This window comes from Hymenobacter siberiensis (assembly GCF_018967865.2).
GTDB lineage: Bacteria > Bacteroidota > Bacteroidia > Cytophagales > Hymenobacteraceae > Hymenobacter > Hymenobacter siberiensis.
The window spans coordinates 4200980-4220105 of record NZ_JAHLZY020000001.1; the positions used below are offsets into that span (position 1 = coordinate 4200980).

The following is a 19126-nucleotide window of genomic DNA, read 5'->3' on the forward strand; positions in this document are numbered from 1 at the left end:
CCCCTCCCATGACATTCAACCGCATTTTTCACAACCTCACGCTGTGGGTGCTACTGGCCATTGTGGCCGGGGCGCTGCTGGGGCATTTCGAGCCAGCCACGGCCGTTAAGATGGAGTTTTTGGGCAAGCGGTTCATCGACGTGGTGAAGCTGTTCATCAACCCGATTATTTTCCTCACCATCACGCTCGGCATCAGCACCATGGGCGACCTGAAGAAGGTGGGGCGCATTGGGGGCAAGGCGCTGATTTACTTTGAGGTAGTGACCACGCTGGCCCTGCTCATTGGGGTGGCGGTGGCAGCTCTTGTGCGGCCCGGCGATGGCGTGAGCACCGAAAAGCTCGATACTGGGAAGGTGGGCGAGTTTACGAAGCGGGCCGGCGATTTTTCGTGGGGTCACTTCCTGGCCGACAACCTCACGCTGCAGGTGCTTATCGTGGCCATCATCATGGGCATTGTGCTCAGCAAGTATGCCGGTCGCAAGCCCATCATCACCCTGCTGAAAACGGCCTCCAAGTATGTATTCCGGGGCCTGCACCTGGTGATGCTACTGGCGCCCATCGGGGCGTTTGGGGGCATGGCCTTCACCATTGGCAAGTATGGTATTGCCACGCTGCTGCCGCTGGGCAAGCTCATGGTGACGGTGTATTTGACCATGGCCGTGTTTATTTTCCTGATTCTGGGCTCTATTCTACGCTACTGCCGCATCGGCATGTGGTCGTTTCTGAAGTACATAAAGGCCGAGCTGCTGATTGTGCTGGGCACTTCTTCCTCCGAAGCAGGCCTGCCGGGCCTCATGGAAAAGCTGGTGGGCATGGGCTGCGCGCAGCCGGTGGTGGGCCTAGTGGTGCCCACGGGCTACTCCTTCAACCTCGACGGTACGACGATTTACCTCTCGCTCGCGACCCTGTTTCTGGCCCAGGTGTTTAAAGTCGAGCTTTCGGTGGGCCAGATTATTACGATGATGGGCATTCTGATGGTGACCAGCAAGGGCGCGGCCGGGGTGGCGGGCAGCGGCTTCGTGGTGCTGGCCAGCACGCTCACAGCCATGAAGGTGATTCCGGTGGAGGGCTTGGCCCTGCTACTGGGCGTGGACCGGTTTATGTCGGAAGCCCGTAGCATCACCAACTTCATTGGCAACGGCGTGGCCACCATCTTCCTGGCTCACAACGAAGGTGCCCTCGACCATGCCCGCGCCGAAGAAGCCCTGGGCCGCCCCATGCGGCGCTTCACCTTTGGCAAGTCCAGCCGTACGCCCACCAGCGGCGAATACCTCGGCACCGTGGCCGAAGCGGATGCGCTGGAAGCAGCAGCCGAACAGGAAACGTCGCGCCCATAGCGGAATTTCCTGTTCGGCCCAACCCCGCGCCTGCCAGCTTTTTCCCACGGAATCAGCCCCGCTCAAAGCTCCGTTTTACCCCGCCGTGAACATTCTCATTGCCCCCGACTCGTTCAAGGATGCCCTGGCCGCGCCGCTGGTGTGTGAGCACCTGCGGCGCGGGCTGCAACGGACTTTTCCGGCGGCAAATTGCCGGCTGTTGCCCCTGGCCGACGGCGGCGAAGGCACCCTAGAAACGCTGGCTGCCGTACTCGGCGGCGTATTTGTGGCGGCCGAAGTGCACGACCCGCTGTGCCGGCCCATTCGCGCCGAATACCTCTGGCTGCCCGAAACGGCCACCGCGGTGGTCGAAATGGCCCGCGCCTCGGGCCTGGAGCGGCTGGCCGACACGGAGCGCGACGCTGCCCGCACCACCACGCTGGGCACCGGCGAACTGCTGGCCCACGCCCTCGACCACGGCGCTCGCCACCTCGTACTCACGGTGGGCGGCAGCGCCACCAACGACGCTGGCCTGGGCCTGGCCACGGCCCTGGGCTACCGGTTTTTCGACGAAAACGGGCACACCGTGCCCCCCACCGGCGAGCACCTGGGCCGCGTGCGCCGCATCGACGCCGCCGAGGTGCACCCGCGACTAGCCGCCGTCAGCTGCCGCGTGGTGACGGACGTGACTAATCCATTCTTCGGGCCCACGGGCGCGGCCCACGTCTTTGCCGCCCAAAAAGGAGCCGATGTCGCCGCCATTGCCCACCTCGACGCCGGCCTGCGCGCTTTTGCCGACGTGCTCCAGGGCACGTTCGGGCTGGCCGTGCAGCAGCTGCCGGGCAGCGGGGCCGGCGGGGGCATGGCCGGCGGGGCGGCGGCCTTCCTGCAGGCGCGCATCAGCTCGGCCGCCGATTGGGTACTGGAGCTGACCGGGGCCGACCAGCTGCTGCAAGCCGCCGACCTGCTCATCACCGGCGAAGGCCGGGTAGATGGCCAGACCTGGCAGGGCAAGCTGCTGGGCCGGCTGCTGGCGCGGGCCGCCCACCACGCGGTGCCCGTGGTACTGGTATGCGGCACCCTGCTGGAGGTTGATGCCGTGCTAGCCGACCCGAACGTACTCTACGCCACCTCCATCCTGCCCGAGCCACTGCCGCTGGCCGAAGCGCTGCGCCGCACCCCGGCCCTGCTCGAAACCCAGGGTGCACTGCTGGGCCGGCTGCTGGCGCACGGCGGCATTCACTGCAAGCCAGCGCCTTAGAGCATTTTCGGGAATTTATCAAGACATCGTTTTCGTCATACTGAGCTTGTCGAAGCATCTCTACTGCTTCGTTGAAAAGCGCCAAACGAAGCAGTAGAGATGCTTCGACAAGCTCAGCATGACGGTCAGCTAGCAAACTGTTTGAAAGAACCCGTCTTCCTATCCAAACCCTTAACATTCAACCTTCGCCACTTTCAACCTCTCATTTCATGAAAGACTATCACCTCGCGGTTCTTCCCGCCGACGGCATTGGGCCGGAAGTTATTGCGGCCAGCCGGCAGGTGCTCCGCAAGCTGGAGCAGCTGCACGGCGGCGTGCGCTTCGAGACGCAGGAGTTTGGCTGGGGCTCGGAACACTACGAGAAAACCGGGGCCATGATGCCGGCCGATGGACTTCAGCAGATGGAGAAAGGTGGGTTTGAAGCCATCCTGATGGGGCCGGTGGGCAGCCCCACCATTCCCGACCATGTCACGCTGTGGGGCCTGCTGCTGCCCATTCGCCAGGGCTTCGACCAGTACGTGAACCTGCGGCCCATGCGCCAGCTCGACGGCGTGGCCTCGCCCCTGCGCAACCCCGAGCAGTACCCCATCGACATGGTGTGCATCCGCGAAAACTCGGAGGGCGAGTACGCCGGCGTGGGCGGGCGGGTACACCGGCAGCGGCCCCAAGAGGTGGCGCTGCAGTCCATTGTGTTCACGCGGGCGGGCACGGAGCGGGTGATGCGCTTTGCCTTCGACTACGCCCAACAGCACGGCCGCCGGCTGGTAACGAACGTGACGAAATCGAACAGCATGCAGCACAACATGGTGTTTTGGGACGATATTTTCCAGGAAATGGCGGCCGGCTACCCTGCCCAAGCCACCGACCAGCAGCTCGTGGACTCGATGACGGCCCGCATGGTGAGCCAGCCGGAAACGGTGGATGTGTTCGTGGCTTCCAACCTGTTTGGCGACATCCTCACGGACCTGGGGGCGGCGCTCACGGGCAGCATGGGGCTGGCCCCCAGTGCCAACCTCAACCCCGAGCGGCGCTACCCCAGCCTGTTTCAGGCCATCCACGGCTCGGCCTTCGATTTGGTGGGCAAGAACGTGGCCAACCCCATCGCCAGCATCTGGTCGGTGCAGCTGATGCTGGAGTTTCTGGGCGAAACCGAGCTGGCCTCGCGCCTCATGCACGCCATCGAAACGGTGCTGCGCGAGCAGCGCGTGCGCACCCGCGACCTGGGCGGCACCAGCTCCACCACCGACATGACCCAGGCCGTGTGCCGGGCGCTGGAAACGGAGCCGGCTTTGGCCAAACGCTGATACCTGGCTAATGGAAAGGCATTGCTATTTTGAATAAAAAAGAACGGTCATGCTGAGCTTGTCGAAGCATGACCGTTCTGCTCAGCATGACCGTGCTTTTACATAAAGCGAATAGGCCCTGAACTCAATCCATTACCTGTCATGACCCCCACCCTCGGCACTCCCAACACCCCACAATCAGCAGGGTACGCGCAGCTACCGGAGCTGCCGGCCCCGATGCCGCCGGGCGTGGAAGCGCACTTTTTCCCGGGCTTCACGGTGCATGCCGTGGCTACGTCCGGGGCCACCATTCACGTACTGCGGGGCGGCACCGGGCCGCCGCTGCTGCTGTTGCACGGGCACCCCGAAACCCACGTGATGTGGCACAAGATAGCCGGCGAGCTGGCGCGCGACTACACGGTGGTGCTGCCCGACCTGCGCGGCTACGGCGATTCGAGCAAGCCCGCCAGCAGCCCCGACCACGGCCCTCACTCCTTCCGCAGCATGGCCCAGGACCAGGTGGAGGTGATGGCGCACTTCGGCTTCGACACCTTTTTTCTGGCCGGGCACGACCGGGGCGGGCGCGTGGCGCACCGCCTGTGCCTCGACCACCCCGGTGCCGTGCGCAAGGTATGCGTGCTCGACATCGCTCCTACGCTGACCATGTATGCCGACACCAACCAGGAGTTCGCGACGCGCTACGTGTGGTGGTTTTTCCAGATTCAGCCCACCCCCGTGCCCGAAAACCTGATTGGCTTCGACCCGACCTATTACCTGCAACACCACCTCGCCGTGCAGAATAAAACGCCCGGCGCCATCGCGCCCGACGCCCTGCGCGAGTACCTGCGCTGCTACTGCTGCCAGAACACCATCCACGCCGTGTGCGAGGACTACCGCGCCGCCGCCAGCATCGACCTCGACCACGACCGGGCCGACGACGCGGCCGGGCACCGTGTGACGGCCCCGCTCCTGGCCCTGTGGGGTGCCCGGGGCACGGTGGCCCGCCTCTGGAACGTGGTGGCCACCTGGCAGGCCAAGGCCACCACCGTGAGGGGCGAGGCCCTGGACTGCGGCCACTTCCTGCCCGAGGAGCAGCCCCAGGCGGTACTAGCCCATTTTCAGACATTTTTTCGGGATTGAACAGGCCGCCTGGGCAGACTGACAGCCGGTAATTCAGCGCCGCGCCGGCCACAGCTAATTTTCACACCCGACCTTTGCCGTCGTGGAATCTTCAACCCTGCCCTCGCCCGCTGCCCCTACTCGCCCGCCCATCCGCTTCGACCGTAACGAGCTGGCCGGCGCGTTTGGCGACCTCGGCACCGACCTGCCGCTGCTCATCGGCGTTATCGCCGCTTCGGGGGTCGATAGTGCCGGGGTGCTGATTCTCTTCGGGTTGATGCAGGTTTTTACCGGGCTCTGGTACCGCATACCCATGCCCGTGCAGCCCCTCAAGGCTTTTGCGGCGCTGGTCATTGCCCAGAAAATTCCGGGGCGCGTCATTTTCGGCGGAGGGCTGGCCATTGGGGTCAGCATGTTTTTCCTCTCGATAACGGGGCTCATTGATGCGCTGGCGCGGCTGGTACCCAAGGCCGTAGTACGCGGCATTCAGTTCGGACTGGCGCTGCAGCTCAGTACGCTGGCCCTAAAGCAGTACGTGGGGGCCGATGGCGCGCCCGGCTACGCGCTGGCGGCGGCGGCTTTCACGGTTACGGTGGTACTGTTTGGCAACCGGCGCTGGCCGGCGGCGCTCATCGTTATTACCCTGGGCGTGGTGTATGCGCTGGTGTTCAAGCTCGATTTCGCCACGGCCCAGAAGGCGGTGGGCCTGCACCTGCCCACCTGGCACCTGCCCCAGTCGGCCGACATCCTTACCGGGGCCGTGCTACTGGCGCTGCCCCAGATTCCGCTTTCGCTGGGCAATTCTATTCTGGCTACCAAGCAGGTAGCGCAGGACTTGTTCCCGGAGCGGGAGCCGCTCACGATTAAGAAAATCAGCTTCACCTATGCCCTGATGAACCTGGCGAACCCGTTTTTCGGCGGCTTCCCGGTGTGCCACGGCTCGGGCGGCATGGTGGGGCACTATGCGTTTGGGGCGCGCACGGGCGGGTCGGTGGTCATCTACGGCAGTATTTTCCTGGTGATGGGCCTGTTTTTCAGCCAGGGTTTTGCCGATGTGGTGCAGATTTTCCCGCTGCCGGTACTGGGCGTGCTGCTGCTGTTCGAAGCGCTGTCGCTGGCCACGCTGCTGCGCGACATCAGCAGCAGCCGCGCCGATTTGCTGGTGGCGCTGCTAGTGGGACTGCTGTGCGCCGGGCTGCCGTATGGCTACCTGGTGGGGCTGATTGTGGGCACGGCCCTTTACTATGCCATGCAGCGCGGCTGGGTGGGCCTGGGGAAGTAGGGGCGTTATTCCAATAGTAACGTTATGCTGAGCGCAGCCGAAGCATCTCTACCGCAGTAGTAAACTGATTACTTGCACGGTAGAGATGCTTCGGCTGCGCTCAGCATGACGGACGGGCGCCTATCCCAGAATCGGTACGGGCTGCTTGTGCTCATCCACGGCCACGAAGGTGAAGAGGCCCGTGACGGCCTTGTGGCGGTCTTCGCAATACATCTGCTCTACGAACAGCTCCACGCGCACTTTGAGGCTGGTGCGGCCGACGTGCTCAATATTCGCCACCAATTCGACCAATGAGCCGCCGGGAATGGGGTGCGTGAAATCGACCCGCTCGGAGGAAACTGTGACCATTTTCAGGCGTGAAAAACGGGTGGCGGCGATGAAGGCCACCTCGTCCATGAGCATGAGCGTGGTGCCGCCGAAGAGGGTGTCGTAGTGGTTGGTAGTGTTGGGAAACACGGCTTTGAAGATGCGCGTTTCGGCGCGGGCAATACGGTCGGCAAGAAGCATGCGGAGCAGGAAAAGAGGTGAAAAACGGCCTCCGTTTGCATTCAAGCCCACTATGCCAAAGCCCGCCACCGGCCGCACGCCACCCCGGCCGCGCCCTGGGCGCGGCGGCACGGCACCGCCGATGCCAGCCCCAAAGCGCGAGGGCAGCATCACTCGGCGGCCGGCAGGTCTCCTGACTTATTTCGGGTGGGCCCCGTCCTTCTCAGCCCGGTTTCGGCGGGCCAATGGACTTGCAATGGGGCTCACCGGCTCCGACCATCGGGGCCGGGAAATTCACAGTAGCGCGTCTGTTCGGGAGTTGCACCCGATTCCCTTTTAATCTTTACCCCGGCCAAAGCCCGGGTGAAAAACCGTCCGCTGATTGAAGGAAATCAAACCGAGAACCAACGGGGCAAAGGTACGCCGTGAGCGGCGGGCCGCTGATTAACGCAAATAAAAGAACGTCACGCCCCTACTTCTCCGCCACTGGCGGCCCCTCGTTGCTCTTGCGCAACGGCAGCTCCGGCACAAACAGCGTGAGCACAAACCCACCCACTACCAGAAAAATATTGAAGAGGTAAACCCGGGAAATGGCTTTCGAAAATGCCGCCCGCACTGCCGGACTGGCGCTGGCCGTGGCAGCGGCCGAGGGCAGTGCCGGGCCGTCGGCCACTACGGACGGGCGGGCGGTGGGGGCCTGCGCGGCCACCGGCAGGCTGTGCGTGAGGGTAAAGGTGAGCACCGCACCTAGTGCCGAGGCGGTGATGGCACCACCAATCTGCCGGAAAAACTGGCTGGCCGAGGTGGCCTGGCCCATCAGTTCGGGAGCGGTGGCGTTTTGCACGGCCAGGGTGTAGAGGGGCATGGTGGGCCCGAGGCCTAGGCCGCAGATGGCCAGGTACAGCAGCACCTGGTGGTACTGCACGGTGGGCGGCATGGTGGCCAGCAGCGTGAGGCCCCCAAGCAACAGCACCAAGCCGCTCAGCATCCAGCGCTTGTAGTGGCCGAAGCGCGACACCATCTGGCCGGCCAGCAGCGAGCCCGACACCACGCCCAGCGACAGCGGAATGAGGCTGGCCCCGGCCCGCGTGGCCGACTCGCCCAGCACGTTCACCATAAACAGCGGCTCGAAAATGATGATGCCCAGAAACGCCCCGCCCATCAGAAAAAGCGCCGCATTGGCCGACCGGAACACCGGGTTTTTGAACAGGCTGAAGTTGAGAATCGGGTTTTCGTGCCGCAGGCTGCGCACCACAAACAGGCCCAGCGCCACCACCGCCCAAGCCAGCATGCCCAGCGTGAGCGGAGCCGTCCAGGGGTAAAGAGTGCGGTTGAGCTGGAGGGCGATGACCAGCGGCCCCAACCCGGCCATGAGCAGCGCTGCCGAAATGAAGTCGAACGGCTTGGGCGCGGTGCGCGGGCGCAGCGGCGGCATCTGGGTAATGATGAACCAGAGGGCCACTAGGCCCAGCGGCAGGTTCACGTAGAACACTAGCCGCCAGCCCGCCACGCCGGGAATCAGCCCCGTGCCTTTATCGGTGAGAAACCCGCCCAGCAGCGGCCCCAGCACCGACGACGTGCCGAATACCGCCCCCGTAAAACCCTGGTAACGCCCCCGCTCGGCCGGCGCAAACAAATCGGCAATGATGATGAAGGCCATGGCAAACAACCCCGCCCCACCAAACCCCTGAATGGCCCGGAAAACCACCAGCTGCGTCATGCCATCGCCCAGCAGCGGCAAGGTCCCAAACTCGCCCGCCAGCCCGCACAGCATCGACCCAACCAGGAAAATACTCACCGCCACAATTTCAATCGTGCGCCGCGAGTACATATCAGCCAGCTTCCCATAAATGGGCACCAGCGCCGTGCTGGCCACCAGGTAGGCCGTGGCCACCCATGTAAACCGGTCAAGCCCGTGCAAATCGGCCACGATGCGCGGCAGCGCGGTGCTCACAATAGTTTGGTCGAGCGCCCCCAAAAACATGGCCAGCAGAATACCAGCTAAGGTGAGCATCTTCTGGCGGTGGGTGAGGGCTTCGGTCAAAGCTTTGGGAATTTGATGGATTCACTGAACGTCAGGCAGATTATAACAACGAGCGAATCCACCCGCCATCCACCGGCACGGAGGTACCGGTGATGTAGCTAGCCCGCTCCGAGCACAGGAAGGCCGCAAGCGCGGCGAACTCGCGGGGCTCGCCCAGCCGGCGCATGGGAATTTCCTGCTCCCAGCGGGCCGTAGCCTCGGCGGCCGAAATGCCCTCGCGGGCGGCCGTGGCATCGGCCAGGCCCACTACGCGCTCGGTGCGGGTGTAGCCGGGCAGAATGTTGTTTACGGTGATGCCCTGCGCTGCCACCTCCGTGGCCAACGTGCGGGCCATGCCCGTTACGGCCGCCCGCAGGCTATTGGACAACATCAGGTTGGCCACCGGCTGCTTCACCGAGATGGACGTGATGTTGAGGATGCGGCCCCAGCCCTGGGCTTTCATGCCGGGCAGCACGGCGCGGGTCAGCTCCACCACGCTGGTGAGGAGCAGGTGGGTGGCAGCCTGCCACTGCTCGGCGCTCAGCGTATCGAAGGTGCCAGCGGGCGGGCCGCCGGCGTTGGTCACCAGGATATCGATGCGGCCAAAACGGGCCAGGCCGGCTTCCACGAGGCGGGCCACGGCGGCGGGGTCGGCCACGTCGGTGGCCAAGCCCAGCACGGGTACGCCGTGGGCGGCTTCGATGGCGGCGCAGGTTTCCTGCAGCGCCGCATCGTGGCGGGCACAGAGGATGAGCGACGCGCCTTCGGCGGCCAGCTCTTCGGCCACGGCGCGGCCAAGGCCCTGGCTAGCGGCAGCTACCAGGGCAATTTTTCCTTTTATTCCGAGGTCCATAATCGGGCTATTTCAGGCGCAGATAATCATCCGATTTATCCAACCAGTCCTGGCGGGGCGGGCTGAAAATATCCACATCAAGCGTGTCTTCGATGGCCTCGGCCTTGTGCCAGACATTGGACGGAATGTGCAGCACCTCGCCTACGCCAACTACGATGGGCTCGGCATCTTCGGAACCAATCCAGAAGCGGAGCGCGCCTTCCAGGATGTAGGTAATCTGCTCGTTGTGGTGCTGGTGCAGGGGCACGATGCAGCCTTTTTTGAGGTAAACGTGGGCCAGCATCATCTTGTCGCCCGTGATGAGGCGGCGCGAAAGCTGGTCGGTCACCTGCTCTTTGGGCATGTCGTCCCAGGTGTATTTGGTGACTGTTTGGGGGTTTTCCATTGGGTATGTGAATTGAGTGGGATTTATTAGAACGTCATGCTGAGCAAGCGGAGCGCAGTCGAAGCATTTCTACCTCAATACTAACCTAAATGTTGGAATTAGTTGCGCGGTAGAGATGCTTCGGCAAGCTAAGCATGACGTTTCTTCCGGCTTTCACTTATCACTTAGAAAGCCTACACCCGCACCCGGCTCGCCACCGCCGACACGCACAGCCCCATCACGGCAATCAGCGCGAACGACACCCGCAAACTCGTTGCGCCCGCCACGAAGCCAATGACCGGCGGCCCCAGCAGGAACCCGAAAAAGCCAATCGTAGAAACTGCCGCCAGCGACATCCCGGCCGACATATGGGTCGACTTGCCCGCCGCCGAGTACACCAGCGGCACCACCGCCGACGTGCCGAAACCCACCAGCAAAAAGCCCAGCAGCGCCGTGGGCAGCGTGGGCCAGACCACGGCAATGCTCAGCCCGGTGGCCGTGAGCAGGCCGCTGAGCTGAATCACACGCTTCGGCCCGAGGCGGTGAGCCAGCCAGTCGGCCCCGAAACGGCCCAGCGCCATGGTGCTCATAAAGGCCGTGTAGCCCGCGCCCACCCAGGCCTTGTCGGCCTGAATAACCTTCTTGAAATACACCCCGCTCCAGTCGAACATGGCTCCCTCGCAGATGAGTGCGCAGAAGGCAATGGCCCCCAGGCCCAGCAGCTCCTTATCGGGCTTCACGAAGATGGGCTGGTCGGGGTCGACGCCCGAATCCTCGCGCACGATGTAGCCGGCGCTCACCACCAGTCCGGCCAGAATAAACAGGGAAATAAAAATAAAATGCACACCCGGCGGCACCGCGTACCCAATCATAAACGAGCCCACGGCCGCCGCCACAAACCCCGCCAGGCTCCACAGTCCATGAAAGGAGGCCATAATGGGCTTGTGCTTATAAAGCCGCTCCACGCCCACGGCCTGGGTATTCACCGAAATATTGGTGAGGTTGCCGCCCACGCCGAAGAGCACCAGGCACGGCAGCAGCTGCCAGAGGCTACTGGCCCAGCCCAGCCCCAGCAGCGCCGTGGCGTAGAGCACCACGCCCCACAGCACCACCCGGCGGCTGCCCTGCCTGGCCACCAGCCAGCCCGCCAGCGGCAATGACGCCAGCTGCCCTAGCGGAATGGCCAGCAGCACGCCGCCCAGCGCCGCCTCCGAAATGCCCATTGCCTGCTGCACGCTCGGAATGCGCGACGCCCAGCTGGCAAAGCACAGGCCCAACAGGAAAAATAGTACCCCTACGGCCAAGCGGTGGGTTTTGCGGGAAATATAGCCGGTGGCCGGCGGTAGCGAAATCATGTTCATCATCCGAATAGCGTAGCGGTAATCCGCCGGAACCGGGGTCCCGATTTCGGCAAATTACAAGCTTAGCCAACGCCGGCCAGCGCCGCGAAGTTGCCTGTATTATAAAAGCACAGTTTATACGCCAGCAAAACTTCCCGCCGGCGATTTACTGCAAAAATATTTGACAATCAGTGAATTGTTGCCAATTGATTGGCTTTGAAAACGGCCACTGCGACTACTTCAGGAGCTTTGCCAGCTTCTGCTGATACTGTGGGTTGTCGGTCATGCCGTTGTGGCGCGCGCCGGGCAGCACAATGAGCTTGTCGGTGGGCTTGAGCAACGCTTTCAGCCGCAACGTCGAGTTGTAGTCAATCACCTCGTCGCGGTCGCCATGAAACGGCACGATGGGCGGACGCACCCGGCCAATCAACTCATTGGTGGCCATGGGGTAGCGCAAAACGAGGGCCGGCACAAACGGATAAAGCCGCGCCGCCATGTCGCGCATGCTAAAGTACGGAGCCTGCAAAATCAGCAGCTTCGGGTGGCGGCGGGCGGCCAGCCAGGTGGCCGGCCCGGTACCAAGGGAGTAGCCCAGCACAATGGTACGGTTTTCGGGGTATTCGGGCCGCAGCTGCTGATACACAATATCCACATCGGCCAGCATCTGGGCCTGGTTTGTGATGGTACCACCGCTTTTGCCATAGCCCCGGTAGTCGAGCAGGAACACATCGTAGTGCAACGCAGTGTAGGTGGCAGCCGCGTTACACTAGCTGTCGAGCGCGCCGCCATTGCCATGCAGGTAGAATATCAGGCCCTTGGAATCAGGCGCTTTGAAAAGCAGGCCGTGCAGTTGGGTGCCATCGGCAGCGGTCGTCCACCGCTCCTCAAACGGGCCGGGAAAACGAAACTGATAGCCGGCCGGCAAGTGCGTGGGGGCAAACAGCAGCTTTTCCTGCTTGAAATACAGTGCCCCGCACAGCAGTAAGTACAGCGCCACCACCACGCTAAGCACAATAAGCACAACTTTCATCATCAGCGGGCTGCTTTCTATGGAAGCACTTGCCTTCGGGGCCGCCAAGGTAAAACCCGTTGGCCCAAAAACCTTTTACCCCCCAATCGTGGCCATGCTCTCGAAGCTGAGCTGGTGCAACGGCCGCTGCCGCTCGGCCTCGAAGCCGTTGGCCGCCCGGTAGCGGAACGCAGCCGACAGCGCCGCCACAATTTCCGCATCCGAAGCGCCGCCGCGCAGCAGGGCGCGGGTATCGAGCACGCCCTGGTCGTAGAGGCAGGTTTTGATACCGCCTTCGGCCGTGAGGCGCAGGCGGTTGCAGGTGCCGCAGAAGGTGCGCGAGTAGGCCGCAATGATGCCCACCGTGCCCCGGTGCCCGGCCATGCGGTATTCCGAGGCCGTGGCCCCGGCCGGCATGGCCACGGGCGTCAGCTCGCCGAAATGGGCCTCCAGGTGCTGGCGGATGCGAATGTGGTTCCAGGGCAGCGAGGCAGGGCCGGCGGCGTGGCTGCCACCGTTGAAGGGCATTTCTTCGATGAAGCGCACATCCACGGGCAGGTCGCGGCTAAGGGCGGCCAGCGGAATGAGGTCGTCGATGTTCTGGCCGTCCATCACCACAGCGTTGATTTTCAGCTGAATGCCGGCCTCCAGCAGGGCGTGAAAGGTTTCCATCACCTTGGGCAACTCGTCGCGCCGCGTTATCTGGAAGAACCGCTCGCGGTCCAGCGTATCGAGGCTGAGATTCACGGCCTTCACGCCCAGGCGGGCCAGGACCGGCACGTGCGGCGCGGTAAGCACGCCATTGGTGGTCAGGCTGATATCATCGATGCCGGGCAGCTGGGCCAGCTGCTCCATGAACGGTACCAGGTCGCGCCGCACGAAGGGCTCGCCGCCCGTCAGGCGCACTTTGCGCACGCCCAAGCCGGCCAGCAGGCCCGTAAGGCGCAGCATTTCCTCGTAGCTCAGCAGCTCGTGCTTGGGCATGTACTTAATGCCTTCTTCGGGCATGCAGTAGAAGCAGCGCAGGTTGCAGCGGTCCGTCACGGCCAGGCGCAGGTATTCCAGCGGCCGGCCATGCTGGTCGAAAAGGGGCGTAACGGCCGGCGCGGCCGGCGAGAGTAGGGATGGAAGCACGTTTATCACCAATTTTGTCCGGCTGTACGTAAGACTGCCGGCTTGTGGTAAACCCCGGACGCAGGAAAGGTGTTCAGGCCACAGGCCGAAGCACTATCCGCAGCCGGTTTTCAACCCACAGAATTTAGGTCTAAAGATATGTCATTAAAAGTCGCCCTCTTCGGCATTACCCGCGAGATTGTGGGTACGTCCGTTATCGAGCTGCCGGCCCCCGCCCCCGCCACGGTGGGCGAGCTGCTGGCCGAAATGCGCCGCCAGTACCCCGCCCTGGGCGACCTGCGCAGCTGTGCTGTAGCCGTAAACAACGAGTATGCCGGCAACGACCAGCCCCTGCACACGGTGGACGAAATTGCCCTCATCCCGCCCGTAGCCGGTGGCTGATGTAGCGCGGACTTTTAGTCCGCGCCTGAATAGTTTCCGCACCTTTTTCCCGAATCGCGGACTAAAAGTCCGCGCTACTGCCCACATGACCCCTCACCTCTCCATTACCGACCAGCCCATTGACATTGCCGCCGCTCTCGCAGCTGTGCAAACCGATACCGCCGGCGCAGTCAACTCCTTTGTCGGCACGGTGCGCAACCAGTCGGGCGGCCGACCGGTGCGCCGGCTGCACTACGAGTCTTACGACAGCATGGCGCTCACGCAACTGGGCCATGTGGTAGCGCAGGCCTACGAAAAGTGGCCCATGCTGCAGGAAGTGGCCGTGGTGCACCGCAAAGGCACGCTGGAGCTCGGCGATGTGGCCGTAGTAGTGGCAGTAGCCACGCCGCACCGCGCCGAGAGCTTCGCCGCCTGCCAGTTTATCATTGATACGCTGAAGCAGGTGGTCACCATCTGGAAGCGTGAGGAATATGAGGATGGCACGGAATGGGTGGCAGCGCACCCGTAAGGAATCTTTAGAAGTAAAGATGCCCGGCTTCTTTCCAGAAGCCGGGCATCTTTTTGGTATCGCGCCGGTCGGACCGCCTAGGGCGGTCCGACCGGCGTACGCGGCTCTTACTTGCTCGGAATCAGGTAGCCCAGCGAGAGCTGGAAGGCCGAGTGGCGGGCGTTTTTCAGGTCGCCATTGAAGTAAGTATTATTGTCGGATTTCACGAAGTCGCTGAAGGCACCGGTGTAGCGCAGGCTCAGACTGAGGCCGTTTTCGGCTTCGTAGCCCACGCCAGCCAGGTAGCCCAGCTCGTTGCGATTGAAGCCGCTGACATCGGTCTTGTCCTGCGCCTCGGTAGTGGTAGGCGAGCCGCCCAGCGCGGGCGTAGTCGTGATTTTGGTCTGGTTGTTGGCGCTCAGCAGGTAGGAATACTGGGGGCCTGCCTCGAAGATGAGACCGGCGGCGCGCACTTTCAGCAGCACCGGCACGTCGAGGTAGTTGTAGTTTACCTGGCCTTCGCGCTTTTGCTTGCCTCCGAGCAGGCCGGTGAATTCGGCAGGCTTATTTTCGAAGCCTTTCTGCGAATACAGCACTTCGGGCTGGAGCGACAGGAAGCCGTCCTGAATGAGCGGCACATTGAGCATTACGCCGCCCAGAAAGCCGAATTTATTGTTGTAAGTATCCTGATTCTGAACGTTGCCAGCCAGGTTGGAGTAGTTGGCTCCGGCGCGCAGCCCGATGCGCACACTCTGGGCCTGAGCCGACGAAACAGCAGCCGTAGCCAGCAGCGCGGCAGCTAGAATTGCAGTCTTTTTCATGATGAAATAAGGTTGGTTGATAAGACGTGTCGTGGGCTCGTCATTCAAAAACGTGCCAACGCGCGGCCCTAACGTTGGTTTATCGGATAATAGTCTGAACCGCAGCACAAAAAAATAACCGCCGGACGGGCGGTTCCTTTCTGGCAGAAACTGGCCCGCAGGTCTGGCATGGCCGGCCGCTACTGGCCGGCAATCAGCTGCACGGCTTTTTCCAGCACCTCATCGCGCCCGGCCTGGATGCCGGCGATGGTGGGCTGCGCCACCACGTCGGACACAATGCCCACGCGCTGGGTTTCGCCGCCGTCGGGGTAGTACACGCCGAGGCCGCTAATCATAGTGGAGATGTTGCCGGGCAAGATGATGGTCGACACGTTGCCATCGACCCCGGCGGTAGTGCTGCCCACCACTTTGGCCCCCGGCACGGCCCGCAGGGCCATGGTGGTGTATTCCGACTGGCTCTGGCTCAGCTCATTCACCAGAATAACGACCTTGCCCGCGTACGGGGCATCTTTGGTGCCCCATACGGCCGTAACCGGCGTGCGCAGAAACACACCCGGGTACATGGGCTGCGGCTCGCCGAACCGTACAAACGGCACCGGCTTGGCTGACAAATACTTGGTGAGCGAAAACACCACGAACTCCGCCGGGTAGTTGCGGATGTCGATGACGAGGCCTTTGGTATTTTTCAGCTGGACCATAGCGGCGGGCAGCTCATCCTGTCTATATAGTACCCAATGAAAAGTAGCCGACGTTATCGGGCAGCAGTTGGAAGAACGGAGCTTTGGGGTCGGGCATCCCGTTGTTGGCGGGCCTGAAGTTGCCCGCCACCCGTTTTTATTCCAGCCCTGGAGCCGGGCTACCGGCGCGGCTCCAGCTCCTGCGTGGCGGCGGCACGCTCCGCCGGCGTGTTCACATTGCGCAGTTCGCCGGGCGCGGGCGGGTTCAGCAGCTCAATGTCGGAATTGATGAGCGCCTTGCGCGGGCAGGAGTAACCCAGGCTCAGAAACCGCAGCAGCTGCCCGTAGCTGCGCGGCTCCCAGATGCTCACCAGCGGCTCCGGAAACTCGTCGAATGGGCTGCGGAAGGATGTGGCCATGCGGGCCGGCTGCCGGTTCGTCACCAGATGCTCCAGCGTTTCGCGGGTCAGAAAAGGCAGGTCGCAGGCCAGTACCAGCCAAGCCGCATTGGGGTCGGCCTGGAAAGCCGATAGGATACCGCCCAACGGCCCCAGGTTCAGGAAGGTATCGGGCAGCGCAGTGAGGCCGACGGGCAGCCCGGCCGCCTGGTCGGGGCGCACCGATACGCACACATCGGGGCAGAATTCGGCCAGCAGGGCGGCGGTGTGCTGGCGCTGGTCGAGGTTGTGATAGTGTAGGGCACCCTTGTCGGTTTGCATGCGCTCGCTGCGGCCGCCGGCCAGCACCAGGCCGCGCAGCACCGGCAGCGCCAGCTGGTACCACTGCCGGATGAAGGCCGCGATTTTGACCGTGTCGGCCAGCGGCAACACGGGCGGCAGCGGCGCGGCGCTGAGGTGCTCCAGCAGCACGGCGGGCAGGTCGGTCTGGCCCTCGGCCAGCAGAATCAGTCGCACGTCAGTGAGGCGGTCGAGCTTCTTATCCAGCGGCTTGCGCGGGTCGATGATGACGACCTGCTGGCGGGCACGGAAGTGGTTGCCGTTCACCAGCACCACGCTTTCGTGGGCCAGTAGCTCGGGCTGCGAGAACTTATCGAGGGCCCGCGTGAGGTTGAGCTGGCGGTAGGTAATTTTATCGACCAGCTCCGCCGAAAGACCATTTTCGGCCACATAGGGCATGGGCTTGGCTGGGGTATCTGACGGCAAGCTGGCACTTGCCGCACTATCGCCGGCGGCGTGGTCAGCATCGACGTAGGCCACGCGCAATGTGGGCGCTAACAGCGGTAGCAGCCGGGCCACCAACGTTTGAATGTCGCCGCAGGGCGCACCCAGAATAGCCAGCTCGTGGCGGCCAAATTCGCCCACATCGGGGCGGGTGAGGGCGGCGTGCTTGGTGCGTTTTACGGTTGAGCTTGATAGACTATCCATGTCGGAATTTACGAATTTTCTGCGCGATGAAAGTCTTTTTTGCCGCCGGTTTTCTCCATCAGCTGCACGCCTTCAATGCTGATGTCGTGCGAAAACGCCTTGCACATATCATATATGGTGAGGGCGGCCACGGTGGCGCCGGTCAGGGCCTCCATCTCCACGCCGGTACGGCCCGTGACCACAGCCGTGCACACCACGCGCAGGGCATCGGGACCGTCGGGCTCGATGGTGATGCTGCAATCGTCCAGCCCCAGCGGATGGCAGAGGGGGATAAGGTCGGCGGTTCTTTTCGCGCCCATGATGCCCGCCAGGATGGCGGTGTGAATGACCGGGCCTTTGTGCGAAGGCATTTCGCCAGCCTGCACGCGGCTCAGCAGCTCCTGCCCCAGCACCACGCGGCAGTGGGCGCGGGCTACCCGGCGGGTAGGCACTTTACTCCCTACATCCACCATGGTGGGCTGGTTAGCGGCATTGACGTGGGTAAAATTTTTGGTCAGCATAAAGCGGTGGGGCGGAGACAAACGGGCGGTTATGAACGGTACAGGCGCAAAATAAGCCCCCGGGGCCAGGCGAGGCAGCGGGAGCACATTTGCTAACAGCCAACGATGCCCCCCGGTTGTGAGGGCAAACTATTCCGGCGAGCGGTAGTTTTTCCCGTCCGGCTTTGCGAAAACACGTATGCCGACGGACCAATCCGGCAGACCGGGCCCTCGCCCGTCCTGCCTTCATCCCCATTTTTGCATGACCAATACCGCATTAGTAGTCGGTGCCAGCGGCATCATCGGCAGCAACCTGGCCCAGGAGCTGCTGGCCACAAACTGGCCCACCTACGGCCTGGCCCGCCGCCCCAACACCCGTATTGCGGGCCTGCAGCCTGTGGCCGCCGATTTGCTCGACGTCGCCCGCCTCGAAACTGCCCTGGCCGACCTGCGGCCCACGCACGTATTCATTACGACCTGGATGCGTAACGACACCGAAGCCGAAAACATCCGGGTGAACGGCGCCATGGTACGCAACCTGCTGGCCGTGCTGGGCCCGAAGCACTCGGTACAGCACGTGGCCCTGGTAACCGGCCTGAAGCACTACCTGGGGCCTTTCGAGGCCTACGTGAGCGGGGGCGTGCCACCGCCCACGCCGCTGCGCGAGGCCCAGCCCCGGCTGGCGCTCGACAATTTTTATTACGCGCAGGAAGACGAGGTATATGCCGCTGCCGCGCGCGATGGCTTCACCTGGAGCATCCATCGGCCGCACACCATCATCGGCAAGGCGGTGGGCAACCTCATGAACCTGGGCACCACGCTGGCCGTTTATGCCAGCATCTGCAAGGCCACGGGGCGGCCGTTTCGCTGGCCCGGCTCGCAAGCGCAGTGGGAAGGATTGTCGGACGTGACCGATGCCCGCGTCATTGCCAAACAGCTGGTGTGGGTCGCCACTACCGAAGCGGCCCGCAACGAGGCCTATAATGTGGTGAATGGCGACGTTTTCCGCTGGAGCTGGCTGTGGGGCCGGCTGGCCGACTGGTTTGGGGTAGAAGCCGTGGGCTTTGGGGGCAGCATGCAACCGCTGGAAGCCCAGATGGCGGCCGACGCCAACCTTTGGCACGAAATTGCCGCGCAGCACAATCTGGCCGAGCCCAACCTGAGCCGCTTGGCCTCGCCCTGGCATACCGACCTGGACCTGGGCCGGCCCATCGAGGTGATGACCGACATGGCTAACAGCCGCAAGCGCGGCTTCACGGTGTACCAACCCACGGAGGATTCGTTTTTCGACCTGTTTGCCCAGCTGCGCCACGACCGACTGATTCCCTAGCCCGCCGTAGCATAGACTTTAGCTTGTGCTAATATGCAGCATTAATTACCTCATTCCATCCCTGCACAAGCTACGGCATGTGCTACAAGCCCCTCC

Annotated in this window: 20 protein-coding genes and 1 riboswitch; of the genes, 8 read left to right on the plus strand and 12 right to left on the minus strand. The window is 63.1% G+C overall.

Going from position 1 to position 19126, the window contains the following annotated elements; translation table 11 throughout:
* Window positions 1-8 precede the first annotated feature (8 nt).
* From KQ659_RS18635 to KQ659_RS18655, 5 genes are all read left to right on the plus strand, one after another.
* Window positions 9-1337: a cation:dicarboxylate symporter family transporter gene (locus KQ659_RS18635; RefSeq protein ID WP_216685857.1), complete on the plus strand. Its 1329-nt coding sequence runs from the start codon at window positions 9-11 to the stop codon at window positions 1335-1337.
* A gap of 85 nt (window positions 1338-1422) precedes the next feature.
* Window positions 1423-2577: a glycerate kinase gene (locus tag KQ659_RS18640; protein WP_216691041.1), complete on the plus strand. Its 1155-nt coding sequence runs from the start codon at window positions 1423-1425 to the stop codon at window positions 2575-2577.
* 209 nt (window positions 2578-2786) lie between these two features.
* Window positions 2787-3881, plus strand: coding sequence for a tartrate dehydrogenase (locus tag KQ659_RS18645; RefSeq protein ID WP_216691040.1), 1095 nt, complete (start codon window positions 2787-2789; stop codon window positions 3879-3881).
* Window positions 3882-4022: 141 nt separating this feature from the next.
* Window positions 4023-5000 (plus strand): alpha/beta fold hydrolase, encoded by a 978-nt coding sequence (locus KQ659_RS18650; protein WP_216679701.1) that lies wholly within the window; start codon window positions 4023-4025, stop codon window positions 4998-5000.
* Between the two features lie 82 nt (window positions 5001-5082).
* The gene (locus KQ659_RS18655) at window positions 5083-6261 is read left to right on the plus strand and encodes a putative sulfate/molybdate transporter (protein ID WP_216691039.1); all 1179 of its coding nucleotides are present in this window, start codon (window positions 5083-5085) and stop codon (window positions 6259-6261) included.
* A 120-nt stretch (window positions 6262-6381) separates the two neighbouring features.
* On the opposite strand, the gene KQ659_RS18660 is transcribed toward KQ659_RS18655, so the two are convergent.
* The 8 genes from KQ659_RS18660 to moaA form a co-directional block, all read right to left on the minus strand.
* A complete protein-coding gene (locus KQ659_RS18660; protein WP_216679699.1) occupies window positions 6382-6768 on the minus strand; it encodes an acyl-CoA thioesterase in 387 nt (128 codons plus the stop codon).
* 145 nt (window positions 6769-6913) lie between these two features.
* A riboswitch (cobalamin riboswitch) is annotated at window positions 6914-7138 on the minus strand.
* An 81-nt stretch (window positions 7139-7219) separates the two neighbouring features.
* Window positions 7220-8791: an MDR family MFS transporter gene (locus KQ659_RS18665; protein ID WP_226915729.1), complete on the minus strand. Its 1572-nt coding sequence runs from the start codon at window positions 8789-8791 to the stop codon at window positions 7220-7222.
* Between the two features lie 40 nt (window positions 8792-8831).
* Window positions 8832-9623 carry an SDR family oxidoreductase gene (locus KQ659_RS18670; RefSeq protein ID WP_216679698.1) on the minus strand — a complete coding sequence of 264 codons (792 nt, stop codon included), beginning with the start codon at window positions 9621-9623 and terminating at the stop codon, window positions 8832-8834.
* A gap of 7 nt (window positions 9624-9630) precedes the next feature.
* Window positions 9631-10008 (minus strand): cupin domain-containing protein, encoded by a 378-nt coding sequence (locus tag KQ659_RS18675; RefSeq protein ID WP_216679697.1) that lies wholly within the window; start codon window positions 10006-10008, stop codon window positions 9631-9633.
* Window positions 10009-10181: 173 nt separating this feature from the next.
* Complete coding sequence (locus tag KQ659_RS18680) at window positions 10182-11342, minus strand: MFS transporter (RefSeq protein WP_216679696.1); 1161 nt, start codon at window positions 11340-11342, stop codon at window positions 10182-10184.
* 220 nt (window positions 11343-11562) lie between these two features.
* Window positions 11563-12066 (minus strand): alpha/beta hydrolase, encoded by a 504-nt coding sequence (locus KQ659_RS18685; RefSeq protein WP_235726929.1) that lies wholly within the window; start codon window positions 12064-12066, stop codon window positions 11563-11565.
* A gap of 27 nt (window positions 12067-12093) precedes the next feature.
* A complete protein-coding gene (locus KQ659_RS18690; protein ID WP_216679694.1) occupies window positions 12094-12360 on the minus strand; it encodes a hypothetical protein in 267 nt (88 codons plus the stop codon).
* Between the two features lie 72 nt (window positions 12361-12432).
* Window positions 12433-13470 (minus strand): GTP 3',8-cyclase MoaA, encoded by a 1038-nt coding sequence (gene moaA / locus KQ659_RS18695; protein WP_216691038.1) that lies wholly within the window; start codon window positions 13468-13470, stop codon window positions 12433-12435.
* A 138-nt stretch (window positions 13471-13608) separates the two neighbouring features.
* Here moaA and KQ659_RS18700 point away from each other — a divergent pair, with 138 nt between their 5' ends.
* Both KQ659_RS18700 and KQ659_RS18705 read left to right on the plus strand, forming a co-directional pair.
* The gene (locus tag KQ659_RS18700; protein WP_216679693.1) at window positions 13609-13851 is read left to right on the plus strand and encodes a MoaD/ThiS family protein; all 243 of its coding nucleotides are present in this window, start codon (window positions 13609-13611) and stop codon (window positions 13849-13851) included.
* Between the two features lie 85 nt (window positions 13852-13936).
* Window positions 13937-14359, plus strand: a complete 423-nt coding sequence (locus KQ659_RS18705) for a molybdenum cofactor biosynthesis protein MoaE (protein WP_216679692.1) — start codon at window positions 13937-13939, stop codon at window positions 14357-14359.
* Window positions 14360-14466: 107 nt separating this feature from the next.
* On the opposite strand, the gene KQ659_RS18710 is transcribed toward KQ659_RS18705, so the two are convergent.
* From KQ659_RS18710 to moaC, 4 genes are all read right to left on the minus strand, one after another.
* Window positions 14467-15159, minus strand: a complete 693-nt coding sequence (locus KQ659_RS18710; RefSeq protein WP_216691037.1) for a porin family protein — start codon at window positions 15157-15159, stop codon at window positions 14467-14469.
* Window positions 15160-15338: 179 nt separating this feature from the next.
* A complete protein-coding gene (locus tag KQ659_RS18715) occupies window positions 15339-15914 on the minus strand; it encodes a S41 family peptidase (RefSeq protein WP_226930140.1) in 576 nt (191 codons plus the stop codon).
* Window positions 15915-16015: 101 nt separating this feature from the next.
* Window positions 16016-17221 carry an NTP transferase domain-containing protein gene (locus KQ659_RS18720; protein WP_226930051.1) on the minus strand — a complete coding sequence of 402 codons (1206 nt, stop codon included), beginning with the start codon at window positions 17219-17221 and terminating at the stop codon, window positions 16016-16018.
* Window positions 17222-17229: 8 nt separating this feature from the next.
* The gene (gene moaC / locus KQ659_RS18725; RefSeq protein WP_216679689.1) at window positions 17230-17721 is read right to left on the minus strand and encodes a cyclic pyranopterin monophosphate synthase MoaC; all 492 of its coding nucleotides are present in this window, start codon (window positions 17719-17721) and stop codon (window positions 17230-17232) included.
* 241 nt (window positions 17722-17962) lie between these two features.
* Between moaC and KQ659_RS18730 the strand changes: the two genes are divergently transcribed.
* Window positions 17963-19030: an SDR family oxidoreductase gene (locus KQ659_RS18730; protein WP_216691035.1), complete on the plus strand. Its 1068-nt coding sequence runs from the start codon at window positions 17963-17965 to the stop codon at window positions 19028-19030.
* The last annotated feature ends 96 nt before the right edge of the window (window positions 19031-19126 follow it).

What these genes read in the sequence shown, in the direction of transcription:
- KQ659_RS18635 (WP_216685857.1), top strand. Translation starts at nt 9, where the DNA reads ATGACATTCAACCGCATTTTTCACAACCTCACGCTGTGGGTGCTACTG.
- KQ659_RS18645 (WP_216691040.1), top strand. Translation starts at nt 2,787, where the DNA reads ATGAAAGACTATCACCTCGCGGTTCTTCCCGCCGACGGCATTGGGCCG.
- KQ659_RS18650 (WP_216679701.1), top strand. Translation starts at nt 4,023, where the DNA reads ATGACCCCCACCCTCGGCACTCCCAACACCCCACAATCAGCAGGGTAC.
- KQ659_RS18660 (WP_216679699.1), bottom strand. Translation starts at nt 6,768, where the DNA reads ATGCTTCTTGCCGACCGTATTGCCCGCGCCGAAACGCGCATCTTCAAA.
- KQ659_RS18670 (WP_216679698.1), bottom strand. Translation starts at nt 9,623, where the DNA reads ATGGACCTCGGAATAAAAGGAAAAATTGCCCTGGTAGCTGCCGCTAGC.
- KQ659_RS18675 (WP_216679697.1), bottom strand. Translation starts at nt 10,008, where the DNA reads ATGGAAAACCCCCAAACAGTCACCAAATACACCTGGGACGACATGCCC.
- KQ659_RS18680 (WP_216679696.1), bottom strand. Translation starts at nt 11,342, where the DNA reads ATGATTTCGCTACCGCCGGCCACCGGCTATATTTCCCGCAAAACCCAC.
- KQ659_RS18690 (WP_216679694.1), bottom strand. Translation starts at nt 12,360, where the DNA reads ATGATGAAAGTTGTGCTTATTGTGCTTAGCGTGGTGGTGGCGCTGTAC.
- KQ659_RS18700 (WP_216679693.1), top strand. Translation starts at nt 13,609, where the DNA reads ATGTCATTAAAAGTCGCCCTCTTCGGCATTACCCGCGAGATTGTGGGT.
- KQ659_RS18705 (WP_216679692.1), top strand. Translation starts at nt 13,937, where the DNA reads ATGACCCCTCACCTCTCCATTACCGACCAGCCCATTGACATTGCCGCC.
- KQ659_RS18710 (WP_216691037.1), bottom strand. Translation starts at nt 15,159, where the DNA reads ATGAAAAAGACTGCAATTCTAGCTGCCGCGCTGCTGGCTACGGCTGCT.
- KQ659_RS18720 (WP_226930051.1), bottom strand. Translation starts at nt 17,221, where the DNA reads ATGGATAGTCTATCAAGCTCAACCGTAAAACGCACCAAGCACGCCGCC.
- moaC (WP_216679689.1), bottom strand. Translation starts at nt 17,721, where the DNA reads ATGCTGACCAAAAATTTTACCCACGTCAATGCCGCTAACCAGCCCACC.
- KQ659_RS18730 (WP_216691035.1), top strand. Translation starts at nt 17,963, where the DNA reads ATGACCAATACCGCATTAGTAGTCGGTGCCAGCGGCATCATCGGCAGC.